12 protein-coding genes and 1 pseudogene are annotated in these 15424 nt (G+C 61.4%); 9 read left to right on the top strand and 4 right to left on the bottom strand.

Translation table 11 applies throughout. The features are described 5' to 3' along the window. Positions 1 to 99 precede the first annotated feature (99 nt). Together G6K99_RS13115 and rpsD are read left to right on the top strand one after the other, a co-directional pair. Positions 100 to 1623, top strand: a complete 1524-nt coding sequence (locus tag G6K99_RS13115; RefSeq protein WP_174196743.1) for an ATP-binding protein — start codon at positions 100 to 102, stop codon at positions 1621 to 1623. 223 nt (positions 1624 to 1846) lie between these two features. Beyond that, the gene (rpsD, locus tag G6K99_RS13110; RefSeq protein ID WP_062457482.1) at positions 1847 to 2464 is read left to right on the top strand and encodes a 30S ribosomal protein S4; all 618 of its coding nucleotides are present in this window, start codon (positions 1847 to 1849) and stop codon (positions 2462 to 2464) included. A gap of 123 nt (positions 2465 to 2587) precedes the next feature. Here the strand turns inward: rpsD and sthA are convergent, their stop codons facing one another. Continuing rightward, positions 2588 to 4087, bottom strand: a complete 1500-nt coding sequence (sthA, locus tag G6K99_RS13105) for a Si-specific NAD(P)(+) transhydrogenase (protein WP_244631438.1) — start codon at positions 4085 to 4087, stop codon at positions 2588 to 2590. 235 nt (positions 4088 to 4322) lie between these two features. On the opposite strand from sthA, the gene G6K99_RS13100 reads away from it, so the two are divergent. The 7 genes and pseudogenes from G6K99_RS13100 (at position 4323) to G6K99_RS13070 (ending at position 12988) form a co-directional block, all read left to right on the top strand. Further along, on the top strand, positions 4323 to 5090 hold the full coding sequence (locus tag G6K99_RS13100; RefSeq protein WP_113110955.1) for a FadR/GntR family transcriptional regulator: 768 nt from the start codon (positions 4323 to 4325) through the stop codon (positions 5088 to 5090). A 78-nt stretch (positions 5091 to 5168) separates the two neighbouring features. Beyond that, positions 5169 to 6677 (top strand): ABC transporter substrate-binding protein, encoded by a 1509-nt coding sequence (locus G6K99_RS13095; RefSeq protein ID WP_062457473.1) that lies wholly within the window; start codon positions 5169 to 5171, stop codon positions 6675 to 6677. A gap of 64 nt (positions 6678 to 6741) precedes the next feature. Beyond that, complete coding sequence (locus G6K99_RS13090) at positions 6742 to 7689, top strand: ABC transporter permease (protein WP_092662136.1); 948 nt, start codon at positions 6742 to 6744, stop codon at positions 7687 to 7689. Next, on the top strand, positions 7686 to 8558 hold the full coding sequence (locus tag G6K99_RS13085) for an ABC transporter permease (protein WP_162728346.1): 873 nt from the start codon (positions 7686 to 7688) through the stop codon (positions 8556 to 8558). Before G6K99_RS13090 ends, G6K99_RS13085 begins: the two co-directional genes overlap by 4 nt. Positions 8559 to 8597: 39 nt before the next feature. After that, a pseudogene (locus tag G6K99_RS13080) lies at positions 8598 to 10383 on the top strand (gamma-glutamyltransferase family protein). Positions 10384 to 10386: 3 nt separating this feature from the next. After that, positions 10387 to 11151 carry a DUF1028 domain-containing protein gene (locus G6K99_RS13075; RefSeq protein ID WP_174196742.1) on the top strand — a complete coding sequence of 255 codons (765 nt, stop codon included), beginning with the start codon at positions 10387 to 10389 and terminating at the stop codon, positions 11149 to 11151. A gap of 10 nt (positions 11152 to 11161) precedes the next feature. Then, the gene (locus G6K99_RS13070) at positions 11162 to 12988 is read left to right on the top strand and encodes an ABC transporter ATP-binding protein (RefSeq protein WP_174196741.1); all 1827 of its coding nucleotides are present in this window, start codon (positions 11162 to 11164) and stop codon (positions 12986 to 12988) included. A 17-nt stretch (positions 12989 to 13005) separates the two neighbouring features. Here G6K99_RS13070 and radC read toward each other — a convergent pair whose 3' ends face one another. The 3 genes from radC to sfsA are packed head-to-tail and all read right to left on the bottom strand — an operon-like array spanning position 13006 to position 15418. Further along, positions 13006 to 13797, bottom strand: a complete 792-nt coding sequence (gene radC / locus G6K99_RS13065) for a DNA repair protein RadC (RefSeq protein ID WP_244631477.1) — start codon at positions 13795 to 13797, stop codon at positions 13006 to 13008. A gap of 35 nt (positions 13798 to 13832) precedes the next feature. Then, positions 13833 to 14672 (bottom strand): type I methionyl aminopeptidase, encoded by an 840-nt coding sequence (gene map, locus G6K99_RS13060; protein ID WP_062457453.1) that lies wholly within the window; start codon positions 14670 to 14672, stop codon positions 13833 to 13835. A 26-nt stretch (positions 14673 to 14698) separates the two neighbouring features. Beyond that, entirely contained in the window at positions 14699 to 15418 is a 720-nt protein-coding gene (gene sfsA, locus G6K99_RS13055; protein ID WP_174196739.1) for a DNA/RNA nuclease SfsA, read from the bottom strand. Positions 15419 to 15424 lie beyond the last annotated feature (6 nt).

Below are 15424 nucleotides of genomic sequence, written 5' to 3'. Positions count from 1 at the left end.
GCATTTCCTCTCTTGCACGGCGAAACGAATCCCTTTCTCTGTTAGTGAGAATGTTTGGGCGGTCTTTGACCGCGTGTAGACGGCATACGAGGTAAGGCATTGCAGGTCGGCATCGATATGGGAACTCTGACCGGGGGTGATCCGGCCAAGCTCGATATCGAGGAGCTTCTGGCAACGCGTCTCCTCGTCCAGGGCAACTCGGGCTCGGGCAAGTCGCATCTTCTGCGGCGGCTGCTGGAACAGTCCGCACCGTGGGTCCAGCAGGTCGTGATCGATCCGGAAGGTGATTTCGTCACGCTGGCCGACAAGTACGGTCATGTCGTCGTCGATGGCGAGCGCACCGAAGCCGAACTCGCGGGCATTGCCAACCGTATCCGCAAGAACCGCGTGTCCTGCGTCCTGACCCTCGAAGGCCTTGATCTCGAAGAGCAGATGCGCGCCGCCGCCGCCTTTTTGAACGGCTTGTTCGATGCCGATCGCGACTACTGGTATCCGGTTCTGGTCGTGGTCGACGAAGCCCAGATGTTTGCGCCATCGGTTGGTGGCGACGTCTCCGAAGATGCCCGCAAGATGTCGCTCGGGGCCATGACCAACCTGATGTGCCGCGGCCGTAAGCGCGGTCTGGCCGGCGTCATCGCCACGCAGCGCCTGGCAAAGCTTGCGAAGAACGTCGCGGCCGAAGCCTCCAACTTCCTCATGGGCCGCACGTTTCTCGATATCGACATGGCCCGCGCCGCGGATCTGCTCGGCATGGATCGGCGTCAGGCGGAAATGTTCCGTGATCTCAAGCGCGGCAACTTCGTCGCGCTCGGCCCGGCTCTGTCGCGTCGGCCGCTGCCGATCATCATCGGCAATGTCGAGACATCGGCCCGTTCGTCCAGCCCGAAGCTGATGCCGCTGCCGGATGCGCATCTGGATGTCGAAGGTCTCATCTTCACGCCGGATCCAGAAGAATTCACCCGGCCTTTGACGGCGAACCGCCGCCAGGCGCCGGCGCCACGGCCGACCACCGATATTCTGGCGGAACTCTCGCGCTCGACGCCTGCTTCCCTTCAGCCGGCTGCCGCCGAGCCGCGGACGCCGCTGCCCGTGCTTTCGGTCGAGGAGCGTGAGGATCGGCTGATGGCGGTCATGGCGGAGATCCTCGATGATCCGCAATCTGCCTATCGAACGGATGCGGTTCTCTATCAGGACTTCCTCGTTCGCGCCCGCATGCGTCGTCTGCCGGGCCCGCCGCTGTCACTCAGCGATTTCCGTCGCCGCACGGCGATTGCCCGTTCCGGCGTCGATGCTGCGATGGCATCGAGCGAAGCCTGGACGACGGTGCTGTCCATGTCGAACAGTGTTTCGGATGATCTTCAGGGCGTGTTTCTGATGATGGCAAAGGCGGCACTCGGCGGCGAACCATGCCCGTCCGATGCACGCATTGCCCGCGCCTACGGCACGCACTCCGCGCGCCGCGCACGCCGTCTGCTGGGCTATTTCGAAGAGCAGGGGCTGGTCGTGGTCCATTCCGACTTCACCGGCAAGCGCATCGTCGCGTTTCCGGAGCTGCAGGCGGAAACGGCGCCCGGCAGTGCCGAAGCGCCTGACGAGGGCGATCTCAAGATTGCTGCGGAATAAGCCCACAGCGACCCGGCTGCTGTTGACATTTTGATGACAGCCGCCTAAAGACCCGCCAACGCCGGGTGGCAACACCGGGTGTTTCAACGACATGTCCCGTGGCACTCTCCGAACGCTTTTCGTGAGAAGCCTGTCAGAACCTCTAAATCGAGGTTCAGAGGAGGGCGTGTTTCCTTCATCCGGTTCGGCAACGAACCGGTGTAACTTTCTGAAAGGAAATACGATGAGCAAGCGCGAATCGTCTAAGTACAAAATCGATCGCCGTATGGGCGAAAACATCTGGGGCCGCCCGAAGTCGCCGGTTAACCGCCGCGAATACGGTCCTGGCCAGCACGGTCAGCGCCGCAAGGGCAAGCTTTCCGACTTCGGTGTGCAGCTGCGCGCCAAGCAGAAGCTGAAGGGCTACTACGGCGACATCCGCGAGAAGCAGTTCCGCGCGATCTATGAAGAAGCCAACCGCCGCAAGGGCGACACCGGTGAAAACTTGATCGGCCTGCTGGAATCGCGTCTGGACGCCATCGTCTACCGCGCAAAGTTCGTTCCGACCGTGTTCGCTGCTCGTCAGTTCGTCAACCACGGCCACGTCACGGTCAATGGCGTCAAGGTCAACATCGGTTCGTACCGCTGCAAGGCTGGCGACGTTGTCGAAGTTCGCCAGAAGTCGAAGCAGATGGTCACCGTACTGGAAGCCGTTTCGCTCGCAGAACGCGACGTTCCTGACTACATCGAAGTCGATCACAACAAGATGGTTGCCACCTTCGCTCGCATCCCGAGCCTGGCCGATGTACCCTACGCGGTCATCATGGAACCGTCGCTGGTCGTCGAATTCTACTCGCGTTAACAGCGACACCATTTCAGACAAATGGCCCCGAGAGGGGCCATTTTTGTATCTGGTGTCATGTCGAACCCACAAAAAAAGCCGCTCCTTTCGGGGCGGCTTTTTGATTGTCTCTTACGGTCATTCTTACCTGGAAGAGGTTTTCTTCTTTTCCGACGTAACAGACGTCTCGACAGTAGTCGACGTGTTGGTGTCCGTCAGCTGGACCGTCTCGTGGTGTGCATCGCCCTTCGGCAGCTCGCCCATCCGGTTCCACGCATCAAGCCCGGCGATCTTGTAGGCTTCTGCAAGCGTCGGGTAGTTGAAGGTGTTCTCGACGAAATATTCGACGGTACCCTTCAGGTTGAGAACCGCCTGGCCGATATGCACGAGTTCGGTGGCGTTTTCGCCGATGATGTGCACGCCGAGAAGGCGGCGCGTCTTCAATGAGAAGATCAGCTTCAACATGCCGTGGTCGAGGCCCATGATGTGGCCGCGCGAAGTCTCGCGGAAACGGGCGATGCCGCATTCGTAGGGAATGCCGCGCTCCTTCATTTCCTCTTCCGTCAGGCCGCAGGTCGAAATCTCCGGCACGGCGTAGATCCCGTAAGGAAAATACTTCGGTGGCTCCTTGGCAATTGCGCCGACGGCGACGCGAGCGGCAATTCGGCCCTGTTCCATCGATGTCGAGGCAAGGCTCGGAAAGCCGATGACATCGCCCGCGGCATAGATGCCGGGGACGGAGGTCTCGAAGGTTTCCGGATTGACCTTCAGACGGCCGCGGTTATCGGCGTCGAGGCCGGCTGCTGCCAGGTTGAGGCTGTCGGTCGCGCCCATGCGGCCGGCGGCAAACAGCACCATGTCGGTGATGATCTTACGGCCGGTATCGATCGTGACCGAGACCTTGCCGTCGGGAAGGTGCTCCACCTTCTCGACCTTCTGGCCCAGCAACAGCTTCATGTTGCGGTCGCGCAGCTGGTAGGTGAAATCCTCGATGATCTCCTTGTCGATGAAGTCGAGCATCGTCGCCTTCGGGTCGATCACCGTGACGGCGGTGTCGAGCGCGGAAAAGATAGTCGCATATTCGATACCGATAACGCCGGCACCGATGACGACCATCGAGCGCGGCAGTTTTTCGATTTCGAGCAGTTCGTCGCTGTCGATGACCGTCTTGCCGTCGAAGGGCATGTAGTCGGGGCGGAACGGGCGCGTGCCGACAGCAAGCAGGATGCTCTTGGCTTTGACCTGAACCGCTTCTCCGTCGTCCTTCAGCACTTCCATCGTATCGGTCGACAGAAAGCTCGCCTTGCCACGAAGGTGCTGGACGCGGTTGCGGGCGAACTGGTGTTCGAGCACCTCGACTTCATGGTCGAGCGTGATCAGCAACCGGCGCCGAAGGTCCTCGGCACTGATCTCTTCCTTGACCCTGTAGGATCGGCCGTAGAAACCGCGCTCGCGCCAGCCGGAGAGGTTCAACGCGGTTTCGCGCAGCGTCTTCGACGGGATGGTGCCGGTATGCACGGAAACGCCGCCTACCCGTCGGCCCTGCTCGATGACGAGCACTTTCCGGTCGAGCTTGGCGGCTTGAATGGCTGCGCGGCGACCGGCAGGGCCGCTGCCGACAACAATGAGGTCGTACTGGTTCATGGACTGCTCCGCTTCTCGAATCCCGCTGTTACGCTGCAATAGCCTACCTGCGTCGTCTCCTACCAATCTATTCTGAATGTTTGATTGCAGGAAAGGCCGCAAGCGTAGAACGGCTGTCTCGGGTTGCGTATGTTTTGTGCAGAAAAATAGGATGCACAAAAAACGTCTTGACCCTCGCCGGGAAATGTCTTTCATTCGAACCAATCATGAATTGGTCCGGACAATGGTACGTTCAATGCAGACCGAACCCCAAGACAATTCCTACTACGCGTTGGAGAAGCTCCGCGATCTGATTCACTCGGAGAAATTCGGAGCGGAAGGGCGGCTGCCGACGGAGCGGGCGCTTGCTGAAACGCTCAATGTCGGGCGCCGTGCTGTTCGACGGGCGCTTGAGGTGCTCGAGTCGGAGGGGCTGATCTGGCGCCGCCAGGGTGCCGGAACCTTTGTCGGCGAAAAGCCTGACGGCTGGAGCGACCACGTCGACGCGCTGGTTGCCGGTACCGACATCATGGAAATCATGGAGGTTCGCCTTCGCCTGGAGCCACAGCTCGCCCAGCTTGCAGCGATGCGTGCAAAGCCCGCCGAAATCGAGCGCATGCGCTACCTGGCAGACAAGACCGGCCAGAGTTCGGATGCGGATTCCAAGGAACTCTGGGATGGATCGCTGCACCGCCAGATCGCGCAAAGCGCCGGCAACAAGCTGTTCCTGTCGATCTTCGACGTGGTCAACCGCATCCGTCAGGATGCCGCGTGGCAATCCATTCGTGAGCGTGCGCGCAAGACCGGAACCAATGGCCGCACGTCGTACCAGCAGCATATCGCAATCGTCGACGCCATCGCCGCCCGCGATCCGGGCCGGGCAGGCGAGGCGATGCGCGAGCATCTTCTGATGCACCAGGAGCGGCTGATCCGGGCCACCTCGCTCGAGGCCCTCGATGACCATTCGCCGGAAGGCGAGCAGATCGGTATCCGCGACGACGACACGCTCAGCGTTGCGTCCTAGCCATCCCAGACTGCCGGCCACAAAGGCCGGCCAACAAGAACAATGACCGACAAACCTGAATGGACCAGAGGAACAATGATGAAGAAATTTTCCACGCTCACTGCCGCACTGCTCGCCAGCGCGATCATGTCTCTGCCTGCCATGGCGAGCGAATTGCGCATCGGTCTCAATGACGATGCCGACGTTCTCGATCCGGCGCAGTCGCGCACCTTCGTCGGCCGCATCGTCTATACCGCGATGTGCGATAAGCTGGTCGACATCTCGCAGGATATGAAGATCATTCCGCAGCTTGCGACCGAATGGAACTGGTCTGAAGGCGGCACGGTGCTCACCATGAAGATCCGCGACGGCGTCAAGTTCCACGACGGCGAAACGCTGGATGCCGCAGCCGTCGTCGCAACGATCGAGCGCAACATGACGCTGCCGGAGTCGCGCCGCAAGAGCGAGCTTTCCTCGGTCGCCAAGGTCGAGGCCAGCGGTCCGCTTGAAGTCAAGTTCACGCTGAAGTCTCCGGACGTGACGCTTCTTGCCCAGCTTTCCGACCGTGCCGGCATGATCGTTGCGCCGAAGGCCGCCAAGGAACTCGGTGCCAATTTCGGCTCGAAGCCCGTCTGCGCCGGTCCTTTCAAATTTGTCGAGCGCATCCAGCAGGACCGTATCGTGCTCGAGAAGTTCGCCGACTACTGGGACAAGGACCGGATCCTCGTCGACAAGATCACCTATCTGCCAATCCCGGACACGACCGTAAAGCTCGCCAACCTCCGGTCGGGTGACCTCGATATCGCCGAGCGCATCTCGGCGTCCGATGCCGAATCGGTAAAGAGCGACCCGAACCTCACCTATGCCGACGTCATCGGCCCGGGCTACATGGCGATGTATGTCAACCTCGCCAACGGTCCCCGTGCGGACAACCCGCTCGGCAAGGACAAGCGCCTTCGCCAGGCCTTCTCGCTGGCGATCGACCGCGAAGCAATCGGCCAGATCGTCTTCGAAGGCACGTCGCTTGCCGGTAACCAGCCGTTCCCGTCGTCCAGCCCCTGGTTCAACAAGAACCTGCCGGTGCCGGCGCGCGATATCGAAAAGGCGAAGCAGCTCATGAAGGAAGCGGGCCACGAGACGCTCGACATCGAGCTGCAGCACGCCAACAGCACCACCCAGACCCAGATGATGCAGGTCATCCAGTCGATGGTGGCGGAAGCGGGCTTCAACGTCACGCTGAAGGCAACCGAATTTGCGACGCTTCTGTCGGAACAGACGGCCGGCAACTACCAGCTCAGCCGCTCCGATTGGTCGGGCCGTATCGATCCCGATGGCAACCTGCACCAGTTCGTCACCTGCAAGGGCGGCATCAACGACGTGAAGTACTGCAATCCGGAAGTCGACAAGCTCCTGAATGAAGCCCGCACATCGCCGGATGAAGCGGTCCGCAAGGAAAAGTACGATGCCGCAGGCGTCATCCTCAACGACGACATGCCGATCATCTACCTCGGCCATCAGCCCTACGCCTATGCCATTTCCAACAAGGTCGAAGGTTTCGTGCCGTCGCCGGATGGCATGATGCGCTTCCTTGGCGTCTCCAAGAAGTAATTTCCCATCGCATACCGCGCGGAAGACATTCCGCGCGGTCACCTGAAATCACGAGGGCGATGCCATGCCTGTCTATATCGGAAAGCGCCTGCTGGTCGCGATCCCGACCCTGCTGATCATCTCGATCTTCGTCTTCTCGCTGCAGAAACTGCTGCCGGGCGATCCCATCCTCGCCATGGCCGGTGAAGAGCGGGATCCCGCGACGATCGAATTCCTGCGCGAAAAATATCATCTCAACGATCCCATCATCACCCAGTATCTCTCCTGGGTTGGCGGCATCCTGGTCGGCGACTTCGGCGTCTCGCTGCGCACCAACCAGCCGGTGCTGGAACTGATCGGCCAGAAACTGCCGGTCACGATCCAGCTCGCGGTGATGGCCATGATCCTGGCCATGCTGATCGGTATTCCGGCCGGCATTCTGGCAGCGGTCTACAAGAACCGCACGCTCGATTACGTCGCCAATGTCGTCGCGCTGTCTGGCCTGTCGATCCCGAATTTCTGGCTGGGAATCATGCTGATCCTGCTGGTGTCGGTCAATCTCGGATGGCTGCCGGCATCCGGTTACGAATCGATCTTCGTCGATCCGGTCCGCTCGCTCAAGACCATGATCATGCCGGCTTTCGTCCTCTCGACGGCGCTCGCAGCGCAGCTGATGCGCCATACCCGCTCGGCCATGCTCGGCGTGTTGAGCTCCGACTATATCCGCACTGCCCGCGCCAAGGGACTGTCGCCGCGCGAAGTCATCCTCAGCCACACGTTCCGCAACGCGCTTCTGCCGATCATCACCCTGTCGGCGCTGCTGTTCGGCGAGCTGCTCGGTGGTGCCGTCCTCACGGAGCAGATCTTCACCATCCCAGGCTTCGGCAAGCTGACCGTCGATGCAGTGTTTACCCGCGACTATGCCGTCGTCCAGGGCATCGTCATGTGCACGGCCATCGGCTTTATCGTCATGAACCTGATTGCCGATATTCTCTACGTTCTCCTCAACCCCCGCCTGAGGGCAACGCTATGACCGCTATCGAACAGACTGCACCGATCGCAAAGCCGCGCCAGAAAAGCAGGGCATGGCGCAAGATGCGCGCCAACCGCGGATCGATGGTCGGCATGGTGATCATCGCCTTTTTCGCGATCCTTGCCATTGCCGCGCCGATCCTGCCGATTGCCGACCCGATCGCGACCAGCTGGTCGGCACTGCGCAAGGCGCCCTCTGCCGCCCACTGGCTCGGCACCGACGATCTCGGCCGCGATATCCTCTCGCGCATGATCTGGGGCGCCCGTGCGTCGCTGATGGCAGGCGTCGTCTCCGTTGCCATCGCGGTTGCCATTGGCGTGCCGTTCGGACTGCTGTCAGGATATTTCGGCGGCTGGGTCGATCAGGTCATCCAGCGTGTCACGGAAGCGCTGCTGGCCATGCCGTTCCTGATCACCGCGATCGCGCTTGCCGCCTTCCTCGGGCCGAGCCTCACCAATGCGATGATCGCCATCGGCCTTTCTGCGATGCCGGTCTTCGTGCGGCTGACCCGCGGCCAGGTGCTTGCGGTGAAGACGGAGGATTATGTCGAAGGGGCACGGTCGATTGGCCTCAACCACGTCGACATCATGACCCGCTACATCCTGCCGAACGTGTTTGCCCCGATCATCGTTCAGGCCACCTTGACGGTTGCGACCGCCATCATCGCCGAAGCAAGCCTGTCCTTCCTCGGCCTTGGCCAGCAGGCACCGGCTCCGAGTTGGGGTTCGATGCTGAACACGGCCAAGAACTTTCTGAGCCAGGCACCGTGGATGGCCATGTGGCCAGGGATTGCGATCTTCCTCGTCGTCATCGGCTTCAACCTTCTTGGCGACGGCCTGCGCGATGCACTGGATCCGCGCGAGGCGTAACGCCCGGCGGACAAGAGAATTATACAAGGAATACCTGGAATGACCGAATTCACCACGCGCCCCCAAAATCTTCGGCACCTTCGGTGTCGTCACCTCCACCCACTGGATTGCCTCCGCCGTCGGCATGGCGATCCTCGAAAAGGGCGGCAATGCCTTCGACGCAGCGGTCGCGACGGGCTTCGTTCTGCAGATTGTCGAACCGCATCTGTGCGGCCCGGGCGGCGACATGCCGGCCGTCTTCTACTCGAAGAAGACCGACAAGGTCGAAGTCATCTGCGCTCAAGGGCCGGCGCCGGCCGGTGCCACCATCGAGCACTATACGTCGGAAGGTCTGAAGCTCATTCCGGGCGACGGCCTTCTCTCGACCGTCATTCCCGGCGCATTCGACGGCTGGATGCTCATGCTGCGCGACTATGGAACGATGACCGTTCGCGAGGTTCTGGAGCCGGCGATCTACTACGCCGAGCATGGCCATCCGGTGCTTCCGCGCGTGTCGAACACGATCAAGGGCCTGGCTGAATTCTTCCGGAAGGAATGGCCGACATCCTATGAGACATGGCTGCCGGGTGGCGTTGCGCCGGAAGCACTCTCCAATTTCAGGAACCCCGTTCTCGCCGAAACCTACAAGCGGATCATCTCCGAATCGGAAGCGAAATCCGGCCGCGAGGAACAGGTCCAGGCAGCACGCGACGCATTCTATCGCGGCTTCGTGGCCGAAGCGATCGACACCTATCTGAAGACCGCTGAAGTCATGGATGCCAGCGGTTCCAAGCACAAGGGCGTGCTGACCGCCGACGATATGGCCAACTGGAGCGCCACGATTGAGGCGCCCCAGACGCTCGATTACCAGGACTGGACGATCGCCAAGACCCCGGCCTGGGGTCAGGGGCCGGTGCTGCTGCAGTCGCTGGCGCTTCTAAAAGGCTTCGATCTCGAGGCGATGGATCCGGCCGGTCCCGATTTCGTTCATACGGTCGTCGAGGCAATGAAGCTCGCATTCGCCGACCGCGAGGTCTATTACGGCGATCCGGAATTCAGCCAGATCCCGACCGAATACCTTCTGTCTGAAGGGTACAACAGCGAACGGCGGAAGCTGATCGGCAGCACCGCGTCGATGGAACTGCGCCCCGGCACGGTTCCGGGCTACGAGCGTCAGGTCGATGCCACGATGGCGATGCTGGCGGAGATGAGTGGCACCGGCACGGTCTACGAGCCGACCATGTCGCACCTCACCGAAAAGCGCGGCGATACTGTGCATATCGACGTCATCGACCGCTGGGGCAACATGGTCTCGACCACACCATCGGGCGGTTGGCTGCAGTCGTCGCCGATCGTTCCGGGTCTCGGTTTTGCACTCAATTCGCGTGCCCAGATGTTCTGGCTGAAGGAAGGCCTGCCGACCTCGCTTGCGCCTGGAAAACGCCCGCGCACGACGCTGACACCGTCGCTTGCTCTTCATCAGGGCAAACCCTCCATGGTGTTCGGCACACCCGGCGGAGATCAGCAGGACCAGTGGCAGCTGCCGTTCTTCCTGCGCTACGCCCACCACGGCAAGAACCTGCAGGCCTCAATCGACATGCCGCTGTTCCACACCTCGCATTTCCCCGGTTCGTTCTATCCGCGCACGAGCTCTCCGGGCGAGATCATGGTCGAGAGCAATATCGGTGAAGCCGCACTCGAAGACCTCCGCCGTCGCGGCCACAAGGTCACCGTCGCCGATCCATGGACGGTCGGCCGCCTGACGGCTGCGCGTCGCGATGCCGACGGTCTGCTGAGGGCGGCGGCAACACCACGCCTGATGCAAGCCTATGCGATTGGACGGTGAACCATGACCTGGTCAATTGTCGCGCGTGATCAAGACACGGGACATCTGGGCATAGCCGTCGCCAGCCGTTTCTTCGCGGTTGGATGCGCCGTGCCGCATATCAGGGGCAGGGTGGGCGCTATCGCCACCCAGGCCTTCGTCAGCCCGCTTTATGGAACCGATGGCCTGAAGCTTCTCGAGGAGGGCAGGTCACCGGATGAGGTCATTGCAAGCCTAACTGCGCGCGACGACGGCCACCGCCAGCGGCAGATGCACCTCATCGACGCCCATGGTCGCAACGCCGCTTTCACCGGTGAAAACTGCGTCGATTGGGCCGGTCATCTCGTGGATCGCAACGTCTCGGTTGCGGGAAACATGCTGGCGGGACCGCAGGTGATTGCCGAGACGATGCGTGTCTACAATGAAGCGACTGCACGCGGCGTACCGCTTGCCGAACGCCTGCTCGATGCCATGGACGCGGGCGAGGCGGCAGGCGGCGACAAGCGCGGCCGCCAGTCGGCAGCGCTCGTCATCTACCGCGACCAGGATTATCCCTGGCTACGGATCAATGCCGATGATCACCCCGAGCCGCTTTTCGAACTGCGCCGCCTCTATGCCGTTGCGCAGGAGCGCTTCCTGCACGTCGCTGAGACCATGCCGACCCGGGAAAACCCGCACGGCATGACCGACCGCAGCATCATCGACGAAAAGATTGCTGCGATCGAAGCGCAACGGCTGGCCGAGAAACGTCCGTCAGCCTCCTACGCCACCCCTTTGACGCTCAAGTAAGGGTCACCCGATGAGCCAGACCTCCACGCCGACTGTTCCCGTCCTTTCCGTGAAGAACCTCACCACCTCCTTCCTCGTCGATGGCGATTGGAAGAGCGTCGTCCGAAATGTCTCCTTCGATGTGATGCCTGGCGAAACCGTTGCCATCGTCGGAGAATCCGGCTCGGGAAAATCCGTGACGTCCCTGTCGATCATGCGCCTGCTTGCGTCCAACACGAGCCGCATTGAAGGGGAGGTTATGCTGAACGGACGCGACCTTCTGTCCATTTCCGAAAAGGAAATGCGCGGGGTGCGCGGCAACGAAGCATCGATGATCTTCCAGGAGCCGATGACCTCGCTCAATCCGATCTTCACCATCGGCCGACAGATCTCCGAGGTTCTCACGCGCCACAAGGGTATGTCGAAAAAGGAGGCGCGCGCCGAGACGGTCAGGCTGCTCGAAAAAGTGCGGATACCCAACGCGCAATCCCGTTTCGACGAATATCCGCACCAGTTTTCCGGCGGTATGCGTCAGCGCGTGATGATTGCCATGGCGCTTGCATCAAAGCCGAAGCTCCTGATCGCGGACGAGCCGACCACGGCGCTTGACGTCACCATCCAGGGACAGATCCTCGACCTCATCAAGGTTCTGCAGGAAGAGGAGGGCATGTCGGTCCTCTTCATCACCCATGACATGGGCGTCGTCGCCGAGATCGCCGACCGTACCATCGTCATGTTCCGCGGCGACGAGGTCGAGACCGGACCGACGGAGGAGATCTTCCACCGCGGCAAGCATCCCTATACGCGGGCACTGCTCTCGGCGGTGCCGAAGCTCGGTTCGATGCAGAACCACGCCTGGCCCACCCGCTTCCCCGTGGTCGACATGAAAACCGGGTTGGCCGTCGAGCCGATCGAAGTGGCCGGCACCGTGGAAAAGGGCCGCACACCGGTCCTTAGCGTCAAGAACCTGGTCACCCGTTTCCCGATCCGGTCCGGTCTCCTGTCGCGCCAGACAGGTGCGGTCCATGCGGTGGAAAACGTGTCCTTCGATCTGTTCCAGGGCGAAACGCTGGCACTGGTCGGTGAATCCGGCTGCGGCAAGTCGACCACTGGCCGGTCGATCATGCGCTTGGTCGATCCGACCGGCGGCGATATCTCGCTCGATGGCTACGATGTCCTGCGGCTCGACCAGGTCAGCCTGCGCAACATGCGCAAATCCGTCCAGATGATCTTCCAGGATCCCTTCTCCTCGCTCAATCCGCGCATGACGGTGGGCTCGGCGATATCCGAACCCTTCATCAAGCACCGGCTGGGCACGGTGAAACAGGCGCGGGAAAAGACCGCCGATCTTCTCGAAAAGGTCGGTCTTTCCGCCGACATGGCAAAACGCTACCCGCACGAATTCTCGGGCGGCCAGCGCCAGCGCATCGCGATCGCGCGGGCGCTTGCGCTCGATCCGAAGGTGATCGTTGCCGATGAAAGCGTGTCGGCGCTCGACGTGTCGATCAAGGCCCAGGTCTGCAACCTCCTGCTTGATCTGCAGCAGACCCTCAACCTTTCCTTCCTGTTCATCAGCCATGACATGGCGGTCGTGGAACGCGTCAGCCACCGGGTGGCCGTCATGTATCTCGGCGAGATCGTCGAGATCGGGCCTCGGGCGGCCGTGTTCGACAATCCGCAGCATCCCTATACGAAGAAGCTCATGGCCGCCGTTCCGGTGCCGGATCCTGCAAGGCGTGGAATCAGACGCGGCATTTCCAACGACGAACTGAAAAGCCCGGTGCGGGGAATGGATTACCGCCCACCGGTTCGCGAGTATCGCGAAGTCTCCGACGGCCATGTCGTGCAGGTCGCGTGATCGGCTGTCGCTGAAGGTCAGATCAGCTTCAGACCCTTGAGGCTGGCATGACCGTCCTTGCCGATGATGATGTGGTCGTGGACGGTGATGCCGAGTGGCTTTGCCGTCTCGACGATCGTCCGCGTCATGTCGATATCTGCGCGTGACGGGGTAGGGTCGCCGCTCGGGTGGTTGTGGACGAGGATGAGCGCAGTCGCCGAAAGCTCCAGGGCTCGCCGCACCACTTCGCGCGGATAGACCGGCGTGTGGTCGACCGTTCCATGCCCCTGGATTTCGTCTGCGATCAATGCGTTGCGCTTGTCGAGAAAGAGAACGCGGAACTGTTCTCGTGCCTCATAGGCCATGGCGGCATGGCAGTAATCAATCACCGAAGACCAGGACGAAAGCACCTGCTTGCCCCGCAACTCGCTTCGCAGCATCCGCTGCCCCGTCGTCGCGACAAGCTTGAGGTCGAGCGCGACGGCCTCACCGATACCCTTAACCTCCTGCAGCAGTCCGAGCGGCGCACCGAGCACGCTGGCAAGGTTCCCGAAGCGAGCAATCAATGCTTTCGCGAGCGGCTTGGTATCGCGCCTCGGGATGGAGCGGAAAAGCAGGAGCTCGAGAATCTCGTAGTCTGCCAGCGAAGCGTCGCCGTGGTCCCGGTACTTCTCCCGCAGCCGCTCGCGGTGGCCGTGGTAATGTTCTTGCGTGACGGCAGGGGATCCGATTTGCGGAAGTTTGGCCGTCGACCTCTTGGACTGCGTCTCGGCAAAGAACCCGCGTTCATCGACAGATAGGGCCGCCCTGTCGTCCTCTTCTGCTTCCATAGGGTCATGCGAGGAGACGGGCGGGTTGGTCATGGTCAGGCCTGCAATGGAGGCAGGCCGGGCCGGTCGAGACCGCCGGGCGACAGGGTGAACACCTCGCATCCCGTCGCGGTGACGCCGACCGCATGCTCGTATTGTGCCGACAGCGACCGGTCGCGGGTGACGGCGGTCCAGCCATCGGAAAGAACCTTCACATGCGGCTTGCCGAGATTGATCATCGGCTCGATCGTGAAGATCATGCCTTCCCTGATCTCAGGGCCTTCGTCGGCGCGGCCGTAATGGAGGATGTTCGGAGAGTCGTGGAACAGACGACCGACGCCGTGGCCGCAGAAATCGCGCACCACCGAGCAGCGCTCGGCCTCCGCATAGGACTGGATCGCTTCGCCGATCGCGCCGGTGCGGGCGCCGGGCTTGACGGCCGCGATGCCGCGCAGAAGGCATTCGTAGGTCACGTCCATCAACCGTTCGGCAGCGCGTTTGATCTGTCCGACCGGATACATGCGGCTGGAATCGCCGTGCCAGCCATCGAGGATATAGGTCACGTCGATATTGACGATATCGCCCTCGCGCAGCGGCTTGTCCTCAGGCATCCCGTGGCAGACGACATGGTTGATCGAGGTGCAGACCGAGTATTTGTAGCCGCGATAGCCAAGCGTTGCGGGAAGGGCGCCATTGTCCATGCCGAACTCGAACACGAAACGGTCGATCGCATTGGTGGTGATGCCCGGCTGAACGATCGCCGCAAGTTCGTCGAGGCAGCGCGCCGTCAGCTGGCAGGCCTTGCGCATGCCGTCAAAATCCTGCGCCGTATCGTAGAGACGGATAGCACCCGTGTTTTTTGAGGGGGCGGAAACCGCCTCGATGTAATTGACCATGATATTTCTCTCGCAACTCCCACAGTTCATAAAACAGAGGGGCGGGGTTCGTCCATCATAACCATTCCCGACGCTATGATTTCCTCGCGAGTGACGCGGCAGCGGAGCGCATAGGCCTCGACGCCGCGCGCCTTGGCACGAGCGAATGCGATCGCATACATCGGGTCGAGATCGCTGCAGATCGAAAACCGCGTGCAGTCGTGACGCTGAATGAGGTAGATCATCACCGCCCGGTGACCTGCCTCCACCATATCGCCGAGCTCCTCGAGATGCTTGGCGCCGCGCTTCGTCACGGTGTCAGGAAATTCGGCGAGCCCCGCTGAACGGCTGAAATGGACGTTCTTCACTTCCACGTAGGCATCCGGCAGATTTTCCTGCTTGAGGAGAAAGTCGATGCGGGAGTTACGCCCGTATCTCTGCTCGCGCAGGATCGTGCCGTAGCCGGAAAGGCTGGGGATCAGGCCGGCACGGATCGCTTCTTCGGTTAGCCTGTTGGGCAGTCCGGTATTGATGCCGACCATCTCGCCGCCGGCCTCGACCATTTCGAACATGTGACGGTATTTGCGGGTCGGGCTGTCATGCTCCGATACCCAGATCCTCGACCCGGGCTCCGTCAATCCCCGCATGGAGCCGGTATCCGGACACGACCCGGTAAACGGCGTGCCATCCTCCCGCACCGCGTCGAACAGGAAGCGCTTGTAGCGCTGGACAAGCGTTGCGGAGACGAGCGGCGGATCAAAGCGCATGAGGTT

It is taken from the genome of Neorhizobium sp. AL 9.2.2 (assembly GCF_013317225.1).
Taxonomy (GTDB): domain Bacteria; phylum Pseudomonadota; class Alphaproteobacteria; order Rhizobiales; family Rhizobiaceae; genus Neorhizobium; species Neorhizobium soli.
This window is presented reverse-complemented; position numbering and strand designations above follow the sequence as displayed.

Excerpts from the sequence above, each read along its gene's own strand:
- rpsD (WP_062457482.1), top strand. The coding sequence starts at position 1,847 with ATGAGCAAGCGCGAATCGTCTAAGTACAAAATCGATCGCCGTATGGGC.
- sthA (WP_244631438.1), bottom strand. The coding sequence starts at position 4,087 with ATGAACCAGTACGACCTCATTGTTGTCGGCAGCGGCCCTGCCGGTCGC.
- G6K99_RS13100 (WP_113110955.1), top strand. The coding sequence starts at position 4,323 with ATGCAGACCGAACCCCAAGACAATTCCTACTACGCGTTGGAGAAGCTC.
- G6K99_RS13095 (WP_062457473.1), top strand. The coding sequence starts at position 5,169 with ATGAAGAAATTTTCCACGCTCACTGCCGCACTGCTCGCCAGCGCGATC.
- G6K99_RS13090 (WP_092662136.1), top strand. The coding sequence starts at position 6,742 with ATGCCTGTCTATATCGGAAAGCGCCTGCTGGTCGCGATCCCGACCCTG.
- G6K99_RS13085 (WP_162728346.1), top strand. The coding sequence starts at position 7,686 with ATGACCGCTATCGAACAGACTGCACCGATCGCAAAGCCGCGCCAGAAA.
- G6K99_RS13075 (WP_174196742.1), top strand. The coding sequence starts at position 10,387 with ATGACCTGGTCAATTGTCGCGCGTGATCAAGACACGGGACATCTGGGC.
- G6K99_RS13070 (WP_174196741.1), top strand. The coding sequence starts at position 11,162 with ATGAGCCAGACCTCCACGCCGACTGTTCCCGTCCTTTCCGTGAAGAAC.
- radC (WP_244631477.1), bottom strand. The coding sequence starts at position 13,797 with ATGGAAGCAGAAGAGGACGACAGGGCGGCCCTATCTGTCGATGAACGC.
- map (WP_062457453.1), bottom strand. The coding sequence starts at position 14,672 with ATGGTCAATTACATCGAGGCGGTTTCCGCCCCCTCAAAAAACACGGGT.
- sfsA (WP_174196739.1), bottom strand. The coding sequence starts at position 15,418 with ATGCGCTTTGATCCGCCGCTCGTCTCCGCAACGCTTGTCCAGCGCTAC.